16 protein-coding genes are annotated in these 14,551 nt (G+C 60.8%); 11 read left to right on the top strand and 5 right to left on the bottom strand.

Going from position 1 to position 14,551, the window contains the following annotated elements; genetic code table 11:
• Positions 1-8: 8 nt before the first annotated feature.
• Positions 9-293 carry a hypothetical protein gene (locus C2I19_RS13940; protein WP_146056816.1) on the bottom strand — a complete coding sequence of 95 codons (285 nt, stop codon included), beginning with the start codon at positions 291-293 and terminating at the stop codon, positions 9-11.
• A 443-nt stretch (positions 294-736) separates the two neighbouring features.
• On the opposite strand from C2I19_RS13940, the gene C2I19_RS13935 reads away from it, so the two are divergent.
• From C2I19_RS13935 to C2I19_RS13915, 5 genes are all read left to right on the top strand, one after another.
• Positions 737-1,645 carry a LysR family transcriptional regulator gene (locus tag C2I19_RS13935; RefSeq protein WP_103903304.1) on the top strand — a complete coding sequence of 303 codons (909 nt, stop codon included), beginning with the start codon at positions 737-739 and terminating at the stop codon, positions 1,643-1,645.
• A gap of 151 nt (positions 1,646-1,796) precedes the next feature.
• Positions 1,797-3,200, top strand: coding sequence for an aspartate ammonia-lyase (gene aspA / locus C2I19_RS13930; RefSeq protein ID WP_103903303.1), 1,404 nt, complete (start codon positions 1,797-1,799; stop codon positions 3,198-3,200).
• Between the two features lie 274 nt (positions 3,201-3,474).
• Positions 3,475-4,467 carry a hypothetical protein gene (locus tag C2I19_RS13925; protein WP_199181182.1) on the top strand — a complete coding sequence of 331 codons (993 nt, stop codon included), beginning with the start codon at positions 3,475-3,477 and terminating at the stop codon, positions 4,465-4,467.
• A gap of 112 nt (positions 4,468-4,579) precedes the next feature.
• Positions 4,580-4,819 carry a DUF2164 domain-containing protein gene (locus C2I19_RS13920; protein WP_103903302.1) on the top strand — a complete coding sequence of 80 codons (240 nt, stop codon included), beginning with the start codon at positions 4,580-4,582 and terminating at the stop codon, positions 4,817-4,819.
• Between the two features lie 88 nt (positions 4,820-4,907).
• The gene (locus tag C2I19_RS13915; protein ID WP_233201201.1) at positions 4,908-5,489 is read left to right on the top strand and encodes a YdcF family protein; all 582 of its coding nucleotides are present in this window, start codon (positions 4,908-4,910) and stop codon (positions 5,487-5,489) included.
• A gap of 100 nt (positions 5,490-5,589) precedes the next feature.
• Here the strand turns inward: C2I19_RS13915 and C2I19_RS13910 are convergent, their stop codons facing one another.
• The gene (locus tag C2I19_RS13910) at positions 5,590-5,949 is read right to left on the bottom strand and encodes a 50S ribosome-binding protein YggL (RefSeq protein WP_103903300.1); all 360 of its coding nucleotides are present in this window, start codon (positions 5,947-5,949) and stop codon (positions 5,590-5,592) included.
• A 295-nt stretch (positions 5,950-6,244) separates the two neighbouring features.
• On the opposite strand from C2I19_RS13910, the gene C2I19_RS13905 reads away from it, so the two are divergent.
• Complete coding sequence (locus tag C2I19_RS13905) at positions 6,245-6,817, top strand: HutD/Ves family protein (RefSeq protein ID WP_103903299.1); 573 nt, start codon at positions 6,245-6,247, stop codon at positions 6,815-6,817.
• A 60-nt stretch (positions 6,818-6,877) separates the two neighbouring features.
• On the opposite strand, the gene ubiD is transcribed toward C2I19_RS13905, so the two are convergent.
• Positions 6,878-8,353: a 4-hydroxy-3-polyprenylbenzoate decarboxylase gene (ubiD, locus tag C2I19_RS13900; RefSeq protein ID WP_103903298.1), complete on the bottom strand. Its 1,476-nt coding sequence runs from the start codon at positions 8,351-8,353 to the stop codon at positions 6,878-6,880.
• Between the two features lie 144 nt (positions 8,354-8,497).
• Between ubiD and C2I19_RS13895 the strand changes: the two genes are divergently transcribed.
• From C2I19_RS13895 to C2I19_RS13875, 5 genes are all read left to right on the top strand, one after another.
• Positions 8,498-9,115: an OmpW/AlkL family protein gene (locus tag C2I19_RS13895; protein ID WP_103903297.1), complete on the top strand. Its 618-nt coding sequence runs from the start codon at positions 8,498-8,500 to the stop codon at positions 9,113-9,115.
• Between the two features lie 508 nt (positions 9,116-9,623).
• Entirely contained in the window at positions 9,624-10,709 is a 1,086-nt protein-coding gene (locus C2I19_RS13890) for an ABC transporter ATP-binding protein (RefSeq protein ID WP_103903296.1), read from the top strand.
• Between the two features lie 3 nt (positions 10,710-10,712).
• On the top strand, positions 10,713-11,606 hold the full coding sequence (locus tag C2I19_RS13885; RefSeq protein ID WP_233201200.1) for an ABC transporter permease: 894 nt from the start codon (positions 10,713-10,715) through the stop codon (positions 11,604-11,606).
• Positions 11,599-12,393, top strand: coding sequence for an ABC transporter permease (locus tag C2I19_RS13880; RefSeq protein WP_233201199.1), 795 nt, complete (start codon positions 11,599-11,601; stop codon positions 12,391-12,393). Before C2I19_RS13885 ends, C2I19_RS13880 begins: the two co-directional genes overlap by 8 nt.
• A gap of 75 nt (positions 12,394-12,468) precedes the next feature.
• Positions 12,469-13,533 carry an ABC transporter substrate-binding protein gene (locus C2I19_RS13875; RefSeq protein ID WP_103903294.1) on the top strand — a complete coding sequence of 355 codons (1,065 nt, stop codon included), beginning with the start codon at positions 12,469-12,471 and terminating at the stop codon, positions 13,531-13,533.
• A gap of 62 nt (positions 13,534-13,595) precedes the next feature.
• Here C2I19_RS13875 and C2I19_RS13870 read toward each other — a convergent pair whose 3' ends face one another.
• Together C2I19_RS13870 and C2I19_RS22510 are read right to left on the bottom strand one after the other, a co-directional pair.
• Positions 13,596-14,231 carry a pyrimidine 5'-nucleotidase gene (locus tag C2I19_RS13870; RefSeq protein WP_199181181.1) on the bottom strand — a complete coding sequence of 212 codons (636 nt, stop codon included), beginning with the start codon at positions 14,229-14,231 and terminating at the stop codon, positions 13,596-13,598.
• Positions 14,232-14,342: 111 nt separating this feature from the next.
• The coding region (locus C2I19_RS22510; protein ID WP_233201198.1) for a hypothetical protein at positions 14,343-14,551 on the bottom strand (209 nt) is incomplete at its 5' end.

Genomic DNA, 14,551 nt, shown 5'->3' with positions numbered 1-14,551 from the left:
GCTGCAAGCTACCACTTGCAGCCATTGTCTTTATCGAAGGCGTCCTTAAGCAGCATAGGCGCGGCCAGGAGGCCCATGCCGGCGTAGGCATTCTTGCAATCGGCGCGCTCCGCCCGGTCTATGCCGCGCGCCAGCCTCGCCTTGTCCACGTCTTCGCGCAGCGGCTTGGCATTGGGGTTTTCCGGCTCCAGGCTACGCATTTGCTGGCGCAAGCCTTCCATCGTCAGACGGGGTTCGCCCTTGGCCGCGCTGGCGTCGGCTTTGCCCGCCCGCGGCTGAGCAAGCGCTGCCAAGGCATGCGATTTGGCGGGAACGGACAGTCTCGCGGACGATTGGGCCGCGATGGCAAGGCGCGCCATAGAGGGTGGGGGGGCTGGCGCGGGCTTAGCAATGGCAGCAGCCGGTGCGCTTGGCGTAATCGGCAGAATCCGCACCTGCACGGGAGGCGCATCGCGGCGCGCCGGAACGGGGGCTTGATCTATTCGCAGATACAGCAGCGTCAAGACATGGAGCAAGACGCTGGCGCTGATGGCCAGGGCGCGGCCGCGCCTTGGGCGGAGCGGCGGGCTGGGAAGGAAAGCGGTCATCAGGCTAATCTGAAAGGCTGGTCTTGATATGTCAATGGTCTAATCGTTGGCATTGTGTCGCGTAGAGCGCAGGATGAGATAGAGCGCGGCAATGCCGGAAAGTGCCGCGCCGGTGTAACATCGGGCATCTCCCACATGGACATCTGGCGATGGAAACCCGCTGGCTGGAAGATTTTTTGGTGCTGGCCGATACCGGCAGTTTCACTCGCTCGGCCGAACTGCGCCACCTGACGCAGCCGGCGTTTTCACGACGCATCCGCGCGCTGGAGAGCTGGCTGGGGGCGGATCTGATAGACCGCACCACCTATCCCACCAAGCTCACCGCCGCCGGCAAGCTGCTGCAGGAACAGGCGGTGCCCTTGCTGGCCCAGCTCAATACCACCCGCACCATGCTGCGCGGTCTGCAGCCCTTGCCGCAGGGCACGCTGGAATTCGCCGTGCCGCATACCTTGTCGTTTTCGTATTTCCCCAAGTGGCTGACCGCGGTGGAAGAAGGCTTCGGCGAACTGTCTTGCAGACTGCAGGCCAGCAATGTGCACGACGCCGTGTTGGCCTTCGTCGAAGGCGGCAGCGATTTCCTGATGTGCTACCACCATCCCAAGCGGCCGGTGGAGTTGCATGACGCGCGCTACGGCGGGCTGCGCCTGGGCGTGGAGCGCTTGCGTCCTTACTCGATCATGGCAGACGGCGCGCCGCGCTATGTCCTGCCAGGAAGTCCAGAGGCGCCGCTGCCTTTTCTCGGCTATGCCAGCAACGCTTATTTCCGGCTGATGAGCGATCTGCTGCTGGTCAGCGGCCCGCAACCGGCGCATCTTTCGCTGCGCTACGAAACCGATATGGCGGAGGGGCTGAAGCAGATGGCCTTGGCTGGCCACGGGCTGGCTTTCCTGCCGGAAAGCTCGGTGGCGGCGGAATGCCGGGCCGGTTTGCTGGCGGCGGCCGGCGGCGGCGAGTGGAGCGTGGAAATGGAGATTCAGCTGTATTGCGATCTGCGCCACGCCAAGCCGGAACAGGCCGCTTTATGGGCCTATCTGGCCGAGCGCTACCCGGCGGTGTGAGCCTGTCGTTCCGGCCAGGCAAGGGTTTGGCAAGGTTATGCATTTCATGCATAACCACATCCGCATTCGGAATTGGCCAAGCCTGCGGGGCAGGCATACAGTGCGGGGCATTCCAGGCCGCGCATGACGGCCGCCTTGAGGAGACCCGCAGATGACCACCCGCATCGAACACGACCTGCTCGGCAACCGCGACGTGCCGGCTGACGCCTACTGGGGCGTGCACACCCTGCGCGCCATCGAGAATTTCCCGATCACCGGCCAGACTATCGCCGGCTATGGCGACCTGATCCGCGCGCTGGCCTGCATCAAGCAAGCCGCCGCCCAGGCCAATCGGGATCTCGGCATCCTGCAGCCCAAGCTGGCACAGGCCATCATCGATGCTTGCGAGGAAATCCGCGCCGGCAAGCTGCATGACCAGTTCGTCGTCGATGTGATCCAGGGCGGCGCGGGCACCTCCACCAATATGAACGCCAACGAGGTCATCGCCAACCGCGCGCTGGAGCTGCTGGGCCACGCCAAGGGCGAGTACCAGCACCTGCACCCGAACGAGCACGTCAACCTGTGCCAAAGCACCAACGACGTCTACCCCACCGCGCTGCGCCTGGCCGCCTTCTGGGGCGTGCTGAAGCTGGTGTCGCGCATGGAAGTGCTGCGCAAGGCCTTTGCGGACAAGGCCGAGGCGTTCAAGGACATCCTGAAGATGGGCCGCACCCAGCTGCAGGACGCGGTGCCGATGACCCTGGGCCAGGAATTCCAGACCTACGCCGTGATGCTGGGCGAAGATGAACAGCGCCTGAAGGAAGCCAGCGCCCTGATGCTGGAGATCAACCTCGGCGCCACCGCCATCGGCACCGGCATCACCGCCCACCCCGATTACGCCAAGCTGGTGTGCCTGCACTTGTCCGAGCTGGTGGGCTGCAAGCTGATCACCGCGCCGAACCTGATCGAAGCCACCCAGGACTGCGGCGCCTTCGTGCAGCTGTCCGGCGTGCTCAAGCGCGTGGCCGTCAAGCTGTCCAAGACCTGCAACGACCTGCGCTTGCTGTCATCCGGCCCGCGCGCCGGCTTCGGCGAAATCAATCTGCCGGCGCGCCAGGCCGGTTCGTCCATCATGCCGGGCAAGGTCAATCCGGTGATTCCGGAAGTGGTGAGCCAGGTGGCGTATGAAGTCATCGGCAACGACATGACCATCACCATGGCGGCCGAGGCTGGCCAGCTGCAGCTGAACGCCTTCGAGCCCGTGATCGCCTATAGCCTGTTCCGCAGCGCCGGCCACCTGGCCAACGCCTGCGACACGCTGACCGAACACTGCGTCAAGGGCATCACCGCCAACCGCGAGCGTCTGCGCCAGAGCGTGGAAAACTCGATCGGCCTGGTGACGGCGCTGAACCCGGTGATCGGCTACGAAGCCGCCACCCGCGTCGCCGCGGAGGCCCATGCCAACGGCAGCAGCGTGGCCGACGTGGTGCTGGCGCACGGTCTGCTGACCCGCGAACAGCTGGACGACATCCTGCAACCGGAAACCCTGACCCAGCCGCGCTGGGTGACGCTGTAAACCGAATTCGTTTTCTCCTTTGTTTGACTCGTGATTCCCGGCGCCTCGTGCGCCGGTTTTTTTATGCGCAGCGAGCCGCTTGCCAGTTGAGTCAATGGAGTGGGCATCGCATGGATAGCGTTTAGCCCATGTTTCTTGCCAATCGAGCGACGCGAGAAAATTTGCTTCCATTTTTATTCATAATGGATAAAATCATCTGGAATATTCGAAGAATGAATATTCCAGATCACGCATGGCACATAAGGCATGCGATTTTTCCATGAAGGAACATGAAATGATGCGCAGAGCAATTTTTCTGGCAGGGCTGCTTGCGGCTGGCGCCGCGCAAGCGGACTGGGCGCCGAAAGTGATCTCGAACCAATACTGGGCGACGGTCAATTATGGCGGCGGAACGCTGGCTTATGGCGAGGATGCGAAGGCGGCGGGACCGCTGCAGCAAACCGTCAGTCAATTATTAAGCGTGCCTTATACCTTGCAGCAAGGCATGAACGAGCGGGTGTCGCAGCTGGTGTCGCAAAATGGCGCATCCTTCCTCGGCGGCACGGTCAGCGGCAACCCCTCGATTACGATCCGTCCGGATGCCAGCGGCGTGGCCTATATCAGCTTGTCCGGCCTCAGCTATCAAGTGCGCAGCCAATACTCCGGCCATAAATGGGGTGTGATCAGCTATAGCTGCACCAATACCCTGACCTTGAGCAATATCGTCATCAATGCCCAGTACGGCACGGCGAACGGCGCGATGCAGGACGGCAAGACCGGCATGACGGCCAGCACCAGTTCCTCCACCGATTGCGATTCCAATTTGAGCTGGATTCTGCCGGTAGTGGGCGATGTGTTGATAAACAAGGCCGAGGGCAAGATAGACAGCTCCATCCAGAGTCATCTGCAAGCCGGCTTGGCTCAGGTGAAGGATGCGTTGTTGTACAAGCCGGGCCAGAATATGCTGAATGGTTTAAGTGGCGTGATTCCGCCGGGCAAGGTAGTGAGCCTGCCGGGAGGCGGCGTCTTCCCGCTGGGGCAGTATATTCAGAACAATGCCAGCTATCTGTTGGGCAACAGCCAATTGAGCATCCAACTCGGCAGTCCCATTGCCCTGCGCACGGTGCCGGGGACCAGCGAGCCGATGACGAGCGACTTCTCCAGCGATGCGGCGACGATCTCCTTGTCGGCGCCGGGCATGGCGTTTACCGTCAAATTGAGCCAGCGCATGTCGGTTGATTGGCTGTGGCGCTGTCCGGTCGGCAATCCGGGGTGCAGGATTCCGTAAGACGGCTGACTCGGCGCTCTCATAGCGCAGTCGAATGAGGGGACCTGGCGGGAGGCTATCCCGCAGGGCCGCGCTTGGGCCATAATCTTAATCTTTCATTTTGGATGCGATGATGGCTACCCCTTCACTTTTGAGCGAGTCTCAGTTGGAGCAATTGGCGCCGCAATTGCAGCAATATCTGTCTGATCAACTGGGCATGGAGGTTGGCGGTTTCGATGCGCGTTTCCTGCTGGACTTCGTCGCCGAAAAGATAGGCCGCGATATTTACAACAAGGCCCTGCAAGACGCGCAAACCGCGCTGGCCGCGCGCATGGAGAGCCTGCAGGCCGCCATCTGGGAGCTGGAGAAATAGCCAGCGGCCGCGCCATGCCGTTCAATTGAGGTTACAATCGATCATCTCCCCCTGATTATCCGTGTTGCCGATGCTTTATTTGCGTTTGATGATGAAAGGTTTTCTGCTGGCGATGCTGACGGTGGTGCTCGGCTTCGCCTATGTGGCCTGGAGCATCGTCGACTACGGCAGCGACAGCGAGCAATCCGGCGCCGACGCCGCGCTGGTGCTGGGCGCCGCGGCCTGGGGCAACAAGCCTTCGCCGGTATTCCGCGAGCGCATCAATCACGCAGTCAAGCTGTATCAAAGCGGCAAGGTGCGCTGGATCGTCTTTACCGGCGGCACGCCGGAGCCGGGCTATCCGGCCGAGGCCGATGTCGGGCGCGAGTTCGCCGCCCGCCAGGGCGTGCCGATGACGGCGATGCTGGTGGAGAATCAGTCGCGGACTACTTGGCAGAATTTGTCCAACGCGCGAGAGATCGGCAAACAGTTTGGCATTCGCTCTTATCTCTTGGTCAGCGATCCGTTGCATATGCGGCGCGCCGTGCTGATGGCTGACGATCTGGGCCTGCGAGCGTTTCCGGCTCCTACCCAGTCCAGCCGTTTCCGCACCTTTTCCAGCTGGTCGCGCTTCCTGGCGCGCGAGACCTGGCTTTACCTGGGTTACCGCGTGTTTCGTCAGTTGTCGTGATGCATGTGGATAAAATTCGACTCGGCTCCATTCTGTGGATAAGTGAGAGGCAACAAAAAAGCCAGCTCATCGAGCTGGCTTTTTCGCATGCGCGGCAACCTTAAACGGCGTGCCACAGATCGATCAATTCGCTGGCTTCCAGCGACTTGATTTCGGCGCGGGCTTGCAGCCAGGCAACCAGTTCGCCGCGCAGCGCGTCATCGATCTTGATTTCGGCTACCGGAAACGCCACGCCTTCCAATTTGCTCTTGCCGTCGAAGTGGCCGCCGAAGCTGATGCCGGCGTCGTCGACGCGGCTCAGCCAGCCGTCGAGCAGGGCGTCGGTGTCCACGCTGTCATGGAGTTCGGCTACCAGGTGGAAACCCAGTTCGCGGAATTCGCCGACGCGCATTTTCTTGCGCTGGCGGGCATTCAAGCGCTTCAGACGTTGGGCGGAATTGGGGTTGTGGGTAAAAGCCATGTTAGATCCTTATTACTGAACAAACGGATGATAGCAGGGGGCGCGGCGGGTGTCCGAAAAAACGGACAATGAGAAAATGTCAGGCAGATTGGCGGGTCCGCTGCCGCGCCTTCGCGTCGAGCGAAGCACGCTGCCTGGCGGTTTTGCGTCAGCAGGAGTGGGAGCGTTGAGCCGTGGCCGGTTTGCATTAAGAGCCCGGCACTGCGGGGTGCCGGGCGTTTTCTCGACTGGCGGGCTGGACGCCGGCGGCGAGGCTTTGCCATGATGGACGATTCGCCAGCCATGGAGACGCCGCATGCCGCAGATCTACACCGCAGACCAATTCCGGCCCATGCCATGGGCCAATGGCGGCGGCCGCACTTTGGAGCTGTTCCGCCTGCCGCATCCGGAGCGGCCGCAAGCGTTTGCTGCTCGGCTATCCGTGGCGGAGGTGGCGCAGGGCGGGCCGTTTTCGCATTTTCCCGGCATCGACCGCCAACTCGGCTTGCTGGAGGGCGAGGGGATGGCATTGCGCGCGAGCGATGGCCGCGCGTGGCGATTGGACGCGCCGGGTCAGGTGGTGGATTTCGAGGGCGAGGCGAGCATAACCTGCCATCTTCTGGGCGGGCCTTTGCGCGATTGCAATCTGATGCTGGCGCGGGATTGGGGACGAGGCCGCCTGGAGAGGCTGATGCCTGCCGATGGCGAGAGCGTGCGGCTGGAGGCCGCGGATCTGGTCCTGCTGTATTTGCAGCGAGGCTGCTGGTGGGGCGACGGCGAGGCTTTGCCGGCAGGCGGCCTGCTGGTGTTGGAGAAAGAGGCGGCCGAACTGCGCGCGGGCGGCGGCGCGATCGCCTGGCTGGCGACTGCGCGGCGTCTTACCGCGTGAGGCGCGAAGGCATGAAGAAAAGCCGGGCTTTCTCGTCCGGCTTTTCGCTGAGCGGGATGGTTACAGTCCCAGTTCGCTCCACCGCGTGTCCACCCGCTGCTTGACCGTGTAGTCCATCACGATGGGGGTGCCCCATTCGCGGTTGGTTTCGCCGGGCATCTTGTTGGTGGCGTCCAGGCCCATCTTGCCGCCCAGGCCGGAAATCGGGCTGGCGAAGTCCAGGTAGTCGATAGGCGTGTTGTCTATCAGCGTGGTGTCGCGCACCGGGTCCATGCGCGTGGTGATGGCCCAGATGACTTCCTTCCAGTCGCGGGTGTTGACGTCGTCGTCCACCACCACGATGAATTTGGTGTACATGAACTGGCGCAGGAAGCTCCAGCAGCCCATCATCACGCGCTTGGCGTGGCCCGGATACTGCTTCTTGATGCTGACGATGGCCATGCGGTAGCTGCAGCCCTCCGGCGGCAGGTAGAAGTCCACGATCTCCGGAAACTGCTTCTGCAAGATGGGCACGAACACCTCGTTCAGCGCCACGCCCAGGATGGCCGGCTCGTCCGGCGGTTTGCCGGTATAGGTGCTGTGGTAGATCGGGTTTTCTCGCATGGTGATGCGGTCTATGGTCAGCACCGGGAAGCTGTCTTGCTCGTTGTAGTAGCCGGTGTGGTCGCCGTAGGGGCCTTCCATCGCCATATCATTGGGATGGATGTGGCCTTCGAGGACGATCTCCGCGCGCGCCGGCACTTGCAGGTCTGATCCCAGGCACTTGACCAGCTCGGTGCGGCTGCCGCGCAAGAGGCCGGCGAACTGGTATTCGGACAGTGTGTCCGGCACCGGCGTCACCGCGCCGAGTATCGTCGCCGGGTCGCAGCCCAGCACCACCGCCACCGGATACGGCTTGTCCGGGTTCTGCTGGCGGAATTCGCGGTAATCGAGCGCGCCGCCGCGGTGGGCCAGCCAGCGCATGATCACGCGGTTCTTGCCTATCACCTGTTGACGGTAGATGCCCAGGTTCTGCCGCTTCTTGTTGGGGCCGCGGGTGACGGTGAGGCCCCAGGTGATCAGCGGGGCGGCGTCGCCGGGCCAGCAATGCTGAATGGGCAATTTTTCCAGATCCACCGCCTCGCCTTCCCAGACGATGTCCTGGCACGGCGCCTTCTTCACTTCCTTGGGCGCCATGGACAGCACCTGCTTCAGCAGCGGCAGCTTGTCCCAGGCATCCTTCAGCCCTTTGGGCGGTTCCGGCTCCTTCAGATAGGCCAGCGTCTTGCCTATCTCCCTGAGTTGCATCACATCTTCGGCGCCCATGCCCATTGCCACGCGCTCGGGCGTGCCGAACAGATTGGCTAAAACCGGGAAGTCATAAGCCTTGCCTTCATGGCGCGGTTGTTCGAACAGCAGGGCGGGGCCGCCGGCTTTCAGCACCCGGTCGCCGATTTCGGTCATTTCCAGATGCGGCGATACCGGCGCGCTGATGCGCTTGAGTAGCTGTTTTTGTTCGAGTTGGGCAATGAATTCCCGGAGATCTGCATATTTCATGACTGTTTCATGACCTGGCGCAAGGTTGGCGGAAGGGCGCTTGGATAATCTGGCTTCGGACGTCGCGCACGGCCGAGCCGCCCATTTTACTGGCAACGGTGGCCTGCGTCAGGCTGGATTTTCTTGACCCTTGGAGAAGATAAAATGAAGAAGCTCGCACTCGCCGCCATGGTCGGCATGATTTCCGCCAGCGCATTCGCCGCTCAGGGCGATATCCTGGCTCGTTTCCGCGTGATCGATGTCGCGCCGTCGGCCAGCTGGGACAATTCCGGAGCGGTGCCGGGCTTGACCGTTGATGCCAAGAGCGCCGTGGTGCCTGAGCTGGACTTCACCTATATGATCACCAATAACATTGGCACCGAGCTGATCCTGGGCACCTCTCGCCATAAAATCTCTACCAACAAGTTTGGCGATGTGGGCAAGGTGTCCGTGCTGCCGCCGACCTTGACCCTGCAATACCACTTCGCGCCGGAAGCGACGTTCCGTCCTTATGTAGGGGCCGGCCTTAACTACACCCGCTTCTATGACAATGATCTGAATGTGCCGGGTGTGACACATCTGAGTGTAAAGAACAATAGCTTCGGCCCCGCGCTGCAGGCCGGTGCCGATATCGCGATCAATAAGAGCTGGTTCTTCAACGTCGACGTGAAGAAGCTGTGGGTGAAAACGGACGTAAGCGCAGACCAGCTGGGCGGAGCCAAGCTGGGCACCCTGCATATCGATCCGTGGGTGTTCGGCATCGGTGTCGGCACCAAATTCTGATAGCCGCCGCAGGAAACCTGAAGGACGCCAAATGGCGTCCTTTTTGCATTTTAAGGTTTTGGATATTTTTACCCTTTTACCATGGGCTGGCGCCGAGAGCCTTCCATCACGCGGTTTGTTGCATGAGGTTGAATTTTTCGGCGCGGGCCTTGTCCCTTGCCTCATGGAGGTTCAGACGGAATCTGGCGCATTGTCTGAGTGAACCGCGATTTCCCTCTTGGCAGTGGCATTTTGGGAGACGTTTGAGCATGCCTTCATGTCGCATTTAGACAAAATTGTTGTCAAAATACATCAATAGACTGTAACTGGCGGCAGAGTGGCCGTTAGGGCCGACAATGGTTCGAATGCGTTTTTTTCATAGAAAAGAGCAACTTATACCATTGGATTGTCATCTTGATCCCGCGTGTTGGAAAAATACGCTGAGGTCTTGAATTTTCAGGGGATTCCGGCCGTTCCATCCGGATGAATTTTGTTAAACTGGCGCCCTTTTTCGTGGTGGGGAAGATTCATGGCTCTCCTTGAAATCAAAAACGTGGTCAAGCGCTTCGGCGACTATACGGCCGTCAATGACGTCAGCCTGTCGGTGGAGGCGGGCGAGTTCTTTACGCTGCTGGGACCGTCCGGCTGCGGCAAGACGACTTTGCTACGCATGCTGGCCGGCTTCGAGCAGCCGGACGCCGGCCAGATTCTGCTGGATGGCCAGGACATGTCGCAGGTGGCGCCGGAGAAGCGCCCGGTGCACACGGTGTTTCAGAGCTATGCGCTGTTCCCCCACATGACGGTGCGCGAGAACATCGCGTTTCCATTGAAGATGGCCAAGTGGGACAAGGCCAAAATAGAAAGCCAGGTGGAACAGCTCTTGGCTGACGTGCGCCTGAGCCAGTTCGGCAACCGTTATCCGCATGAAATGTCCGGCGGCCAGCGCCAGCGCGTGGCTATCGCCCGCGCCCTGGTGGACCGGCCGCGCCTGTTGCTGCTGGACGAGCCGCTGTCCGCGCTCGACGCCAAGCTGCGCGAGGAAATGCAGATCGAGCTGATCAATCTGCAGAAGGAAGTGGGCATCACCTTCGTCTATGTGACGCACGATCAAGGCGAGGCGCTGGCGCTGTCGCACCGCATCGCGGTGATGAGCCAGGGCAAGGTGGAGCAACTGGACGCGCCGGAAAAGCTGTACAGCTATCCGAAGAACCGTTTCGTCGCGGATTTCCTGGGCCAATGCAATGTGCTGGAGGGCGTGGTCAAGGTGCTGCACGGCGACAACATGACCGTCTCGCTCAAGGGCTGCGGCGATGTGGTCTGCCAGGCGACGCCGGGCGTGAAGGAAGGCCAGCAGGGCTGGCTGGCCTTGCGGCCGGAGAAGGTCAAGCTGGACAAGGCCTTGCCCGCCGCGGCGGGTGAAGTCCACTTCAAGGGCCGCGTGCATGACTGCCTGTATCTGGGCGACGTCACTCTGTATGTGGTGGAGGTGGCGGACGGGGTGAAGGTGGAGGCCATGCAGGCCAACAACATCCCCGGCGTCGCCAAATTCTTCGACGACGGCGACGTAGTCGAAATCGCCTGGCGTTTCGACGCCGGCAGCTTCCTGACGGAGTAAGCCATGGCCATGCGCGATCGTTTCGGCAAGTGGGCGCTGTCCTGGCCCCCCTTGCTGTACCTGCTATTGTTCTTCCTGATCCCGTCGCTGATCATGCTGGCGGCGGCGTTCCGCCAGCCCGGCGACTACGGCGGCCTGGCGCCGTTGTATCTGGTAGAGGACGGCCAGCGCGTCTGGCAGCTGACGCTGGACAACTTCCACCGCCTGGTGGAGGAGCCGCTGTATCTGGAATTGTTCGCCAAATCGGCGGGCTATGCGCTGACCACCACCGTGGTATGCCTGGTGATGGCCTATCCGCTTGCCTGGCTGATCGCGCGCTCCGGCAAGAAGTACCGCGACCTGCTGTTGCTGCTGGTGATCCTGCCGTTCTGGTCCAACTTCCTGATTCGCATCTACGCCTGGATGATCATCCTCGGGCCGCAATCGGCGTTCACCAAGGCGCTGAACACAGTGCTGGTGGCGCTGGGCTTCGAGCCGGTGCGGCTGCTGTTCACCACCTTCGCGGTGATCGTCGGCCTGGTGTATGTGCATCTGCCCTTCATGGTGCTGCCGCTGTACGCCAATCTGGAAAAGCACGACATGGCGCTGCTGGACGCGGCGCAGGATCTGGGCGCCAATGCCTGGCAGCGCTTCTGGCGGGTGACCTGGCCGCTGAGCCTGCCCGGCGTGTTCGCTGGTTCCGCGCTGGTGTTCATCCCGGCGCTGGGCATGTTCGCCATCCCGGATATTCTGGGCGGCACCGAGTCCATCATGATCGGCAATCTGATCAAGCAGCAGATACTGGATACCCGCGATTGGCCGTTCGGCTCCGTGTTGTCCATCATGCTGACCGGCGGCGTGTTGCTGATCGCCGCGCTGGGGGCCTTGGTGGCCAGAAAGGGGAAGGGCCGTGGCTAAGAAACAATCGAAATGGCTGTGGGCTTCGGCCATGCTGACTTACGCCTTCCTCTACCTGCCGTTGGTCATCGTGGTGCTGTACTCGTTCAACGATTCGCGCCTGAACGCGGAATGGGTGGGCTTCACGCTGAAGTGGTACGACAAGCTGTTCCATAACGAGAAGATGCTGAGCGCCGCGGCCAACTCGCTGGTCATCGGCATTCTGGCTAGCTTCTTCTCCACCATTTTTGGCACGCTGGCCGGCATCGCGCTGCATCGCTACAAGCTGAAGCTGCTGCCCTTCCTGGTGTTGACGCCCATCGCCATCCCCGAGCTGCTGATGGGGGTGAGCCTGGTGATCTTCTTCGTCATCGTCAATCAGCTGATCGGCATTCTAGAGCTGGGCTTCGTCACCATCCTGCTGTCGCACATCGCCTTCTGCATAGGCTTCGTCGCCATCGTGGTGCGGGCGCGCATGCAGGGCATGGACGACAGTCTGGTGGAAGCGGCGCGCGACCTGGGCGCTTCCCCGTTCCAGGCCTTCCGCCTGATCACGCTGCCGGTGATCAAACCCGGCATCATCGCTGGCGCGCTGATGGCGTTCACCTTGTCCATCGACGACTTCGTGATCACCTTTTTCACTGCGGGTGCCGGCGCCAGCATGCTGCCGCTGGAGATTTACTCGATGATCAAGATCGCGGTGACGCCGGAAGTGAACGCGGTGTCCTCCCTGCTGATGCTGCTGACGCTGGCGCTGATCGTCATCGCTTCCAGAGTGTCGCCCAGCGCGCTGCGCGCCAACGGCTGAGGAATCCGGGCGGCATCAGGGAGAGGCCGCCCGCTTTTGCAGTACCACCATGCTGTGCCATACAAAGGAAACAATATGAAGAAGATTCTCGCGCTGTTGGCGCTGGCAGCGTCGACCCACGCGTTCGCCGCCGATGAACTGCATCTGTACAACTGGAACAACTACCTGTCCGAATCCGCGGCCAAGAACTTCGAGGCCTATTGCAAGTGCAAGCTGGTGCAGGACTTCTACGGCGACAACGAAGAACTGCTGGCCAAGCTGGCCGCGGGCGCCAAGGGCTACGACATCGTGGTGCCGACCGGCTTCGCCGTAGACGCGCTGATCAAGCAGGGCAAGGCCCAGCCGCTGGACAAGGCCCAGTTGCCCAATTTCAAGAATCTGAATCCTGGCTATCTGAACAGCTTCTTCGACAAGGGCAATAAATACTCCGCCCCGTACGCCTTCACCACCACGCTGCTTGGCTACAACGAGACCAAGCTGAAGCAGCTGGGCCTGGGCGACAAGGTAAACAGCTGGGCGCTGATTTTCGATCCGACGCTGCTGTCCAAGATCAAGGGCAAGGTGACTGTGCTGGATTCGCAGCGCGAACTGGTCGCCGCGGCGCTGATGTACCTGGGCAAGCCGGCCAACTCCACCAATCCGGCAGACTGGAAGGCCGCCAAGGATGTCATCCTGAAGGCCAAGCCGTACTGGGCCGCCTTCAACAACCAGTCCTATATCAAGGAACTGACGGTCGGCAACATTTACATCGCCTTCGGCTACTCCAACGATATGTTCCAGGCGCAGCAGGACGCGAAGAAGGCCAAGCGCAGCTTCGGCATCAACTTCAGCCTGCAGAAGGAAGGCAATACCTTGTCGCTGGACAACTTCGTAGTGCTGAAGGACGCGCCGCGCAAGGACCTGGCCTACAAGTTCATCAACTTCATGCTGGACGGCAAGAACGCAGCCGGGCTGACGAATGAAATGGGCAACGGCAACCCCAACGCGGCCGCCGGCAAGTTCGTCAAGACCGAGCTGACCAAGATCCCGGCCATCTTCCCGACGGCTACCGATCTGCCGCGTCTGCAGCAGCTGCATGATCTGAACGCCAAGGATCGCCGCGAACTGAACAAGGTGTGGTCCGAGATCAAGCTGAAGTAAGCGGAAGTGGATACGAAAAAAGCCAGCTCATCGGAGCTGGCTTTTTCTTTATATACGCATGTTCAGTTCAGAGGTAGCCGCGACAGCTGGCTGATCTTCTCCACGCGGTGGTCGACATGAGCCGGCTTGCGGAGCTCATGGCTGACCCAGATCGTGGTCATGCCCAGCTCTTTGGCGGTCAGCAGATTGGGGAGGGAGTCCTCCACCATGATGCAGCGCGCCGGATCGAGGCCTTCCTTGCCCAGCACGGTATGAAACGCATCCAGATGAGGCTTGGGAATATAGTTGAGACGCTCCACGCCATAGACGGATTCGAAGTGATGCTGAATCCGCATTCGCTCCAGGATGCCTTCCACATAGTGTTGCGGCCCATTGGACAGAATGATCTTGCGCCCGGGCAGCGAGGCCAGGCTTTCGGCCAGCTGTTCCTCGAATTGCAGCCACTGCTCCAGCACTTCCAGCGGATGAGTCTCGATCAAGAAATGCTGCGGGTCTATGCCGTGGTTGGTGGACAAGCCGTGCATGGTGGCGCCGTATTGCGCCCAGTAGCGGGAGCGCAAGGCGGTGGCTTCGTCTTCGTTGATGCCCAGATGCTGCACCATATAACGCGTCATCAGCTGATTGATATGTTCAAAGATGCCGCCGCTGGCATGGTGCAGGGTATCGTCCAGGTCGAAAATCCAGGTTTTATGGTTCACTTTGGGACTGCATGCGCTAATGAAAGTGGGACGCAGATTATCCATTTACTGCGACCAGCCGGCCAGGGGAAGCATTTCGGATGCTTTCTGGCATTATAGTTTTATTGCAAATCAGTTACTTACGTGATTTTTCCAAAAATCTTTCAATTTTTCTCGCAAAAGGTGTTGACGGGTGTGGGGGGCGGGCGTATAGTTCGCCTCCTCAGCTGACGCAGCGAACGAAGCAGCGGAAACGAAACAGTTTCCGGTGCGACGAAAGCAGCGAAGGCACTGCTCTTTAACAGAACGAATAACCGATAGGTGTAAGTGCTTGGCGAAAG

This window comes from Chromobacterium alticapitis, assembly GCF_002924365.1.
In the GTDB taxonomy this organism is placed as follows: domain Bacteria; phylum Pseudomonadota; class Gammaproteobacteria; order Burkholderiales; family Chromobacteriaceae; genus Chromobacterium; species Chromobacterium alticapitis.
This window is presented reverse-complemented; position numbering and strand designations above follow the sequence as displayed.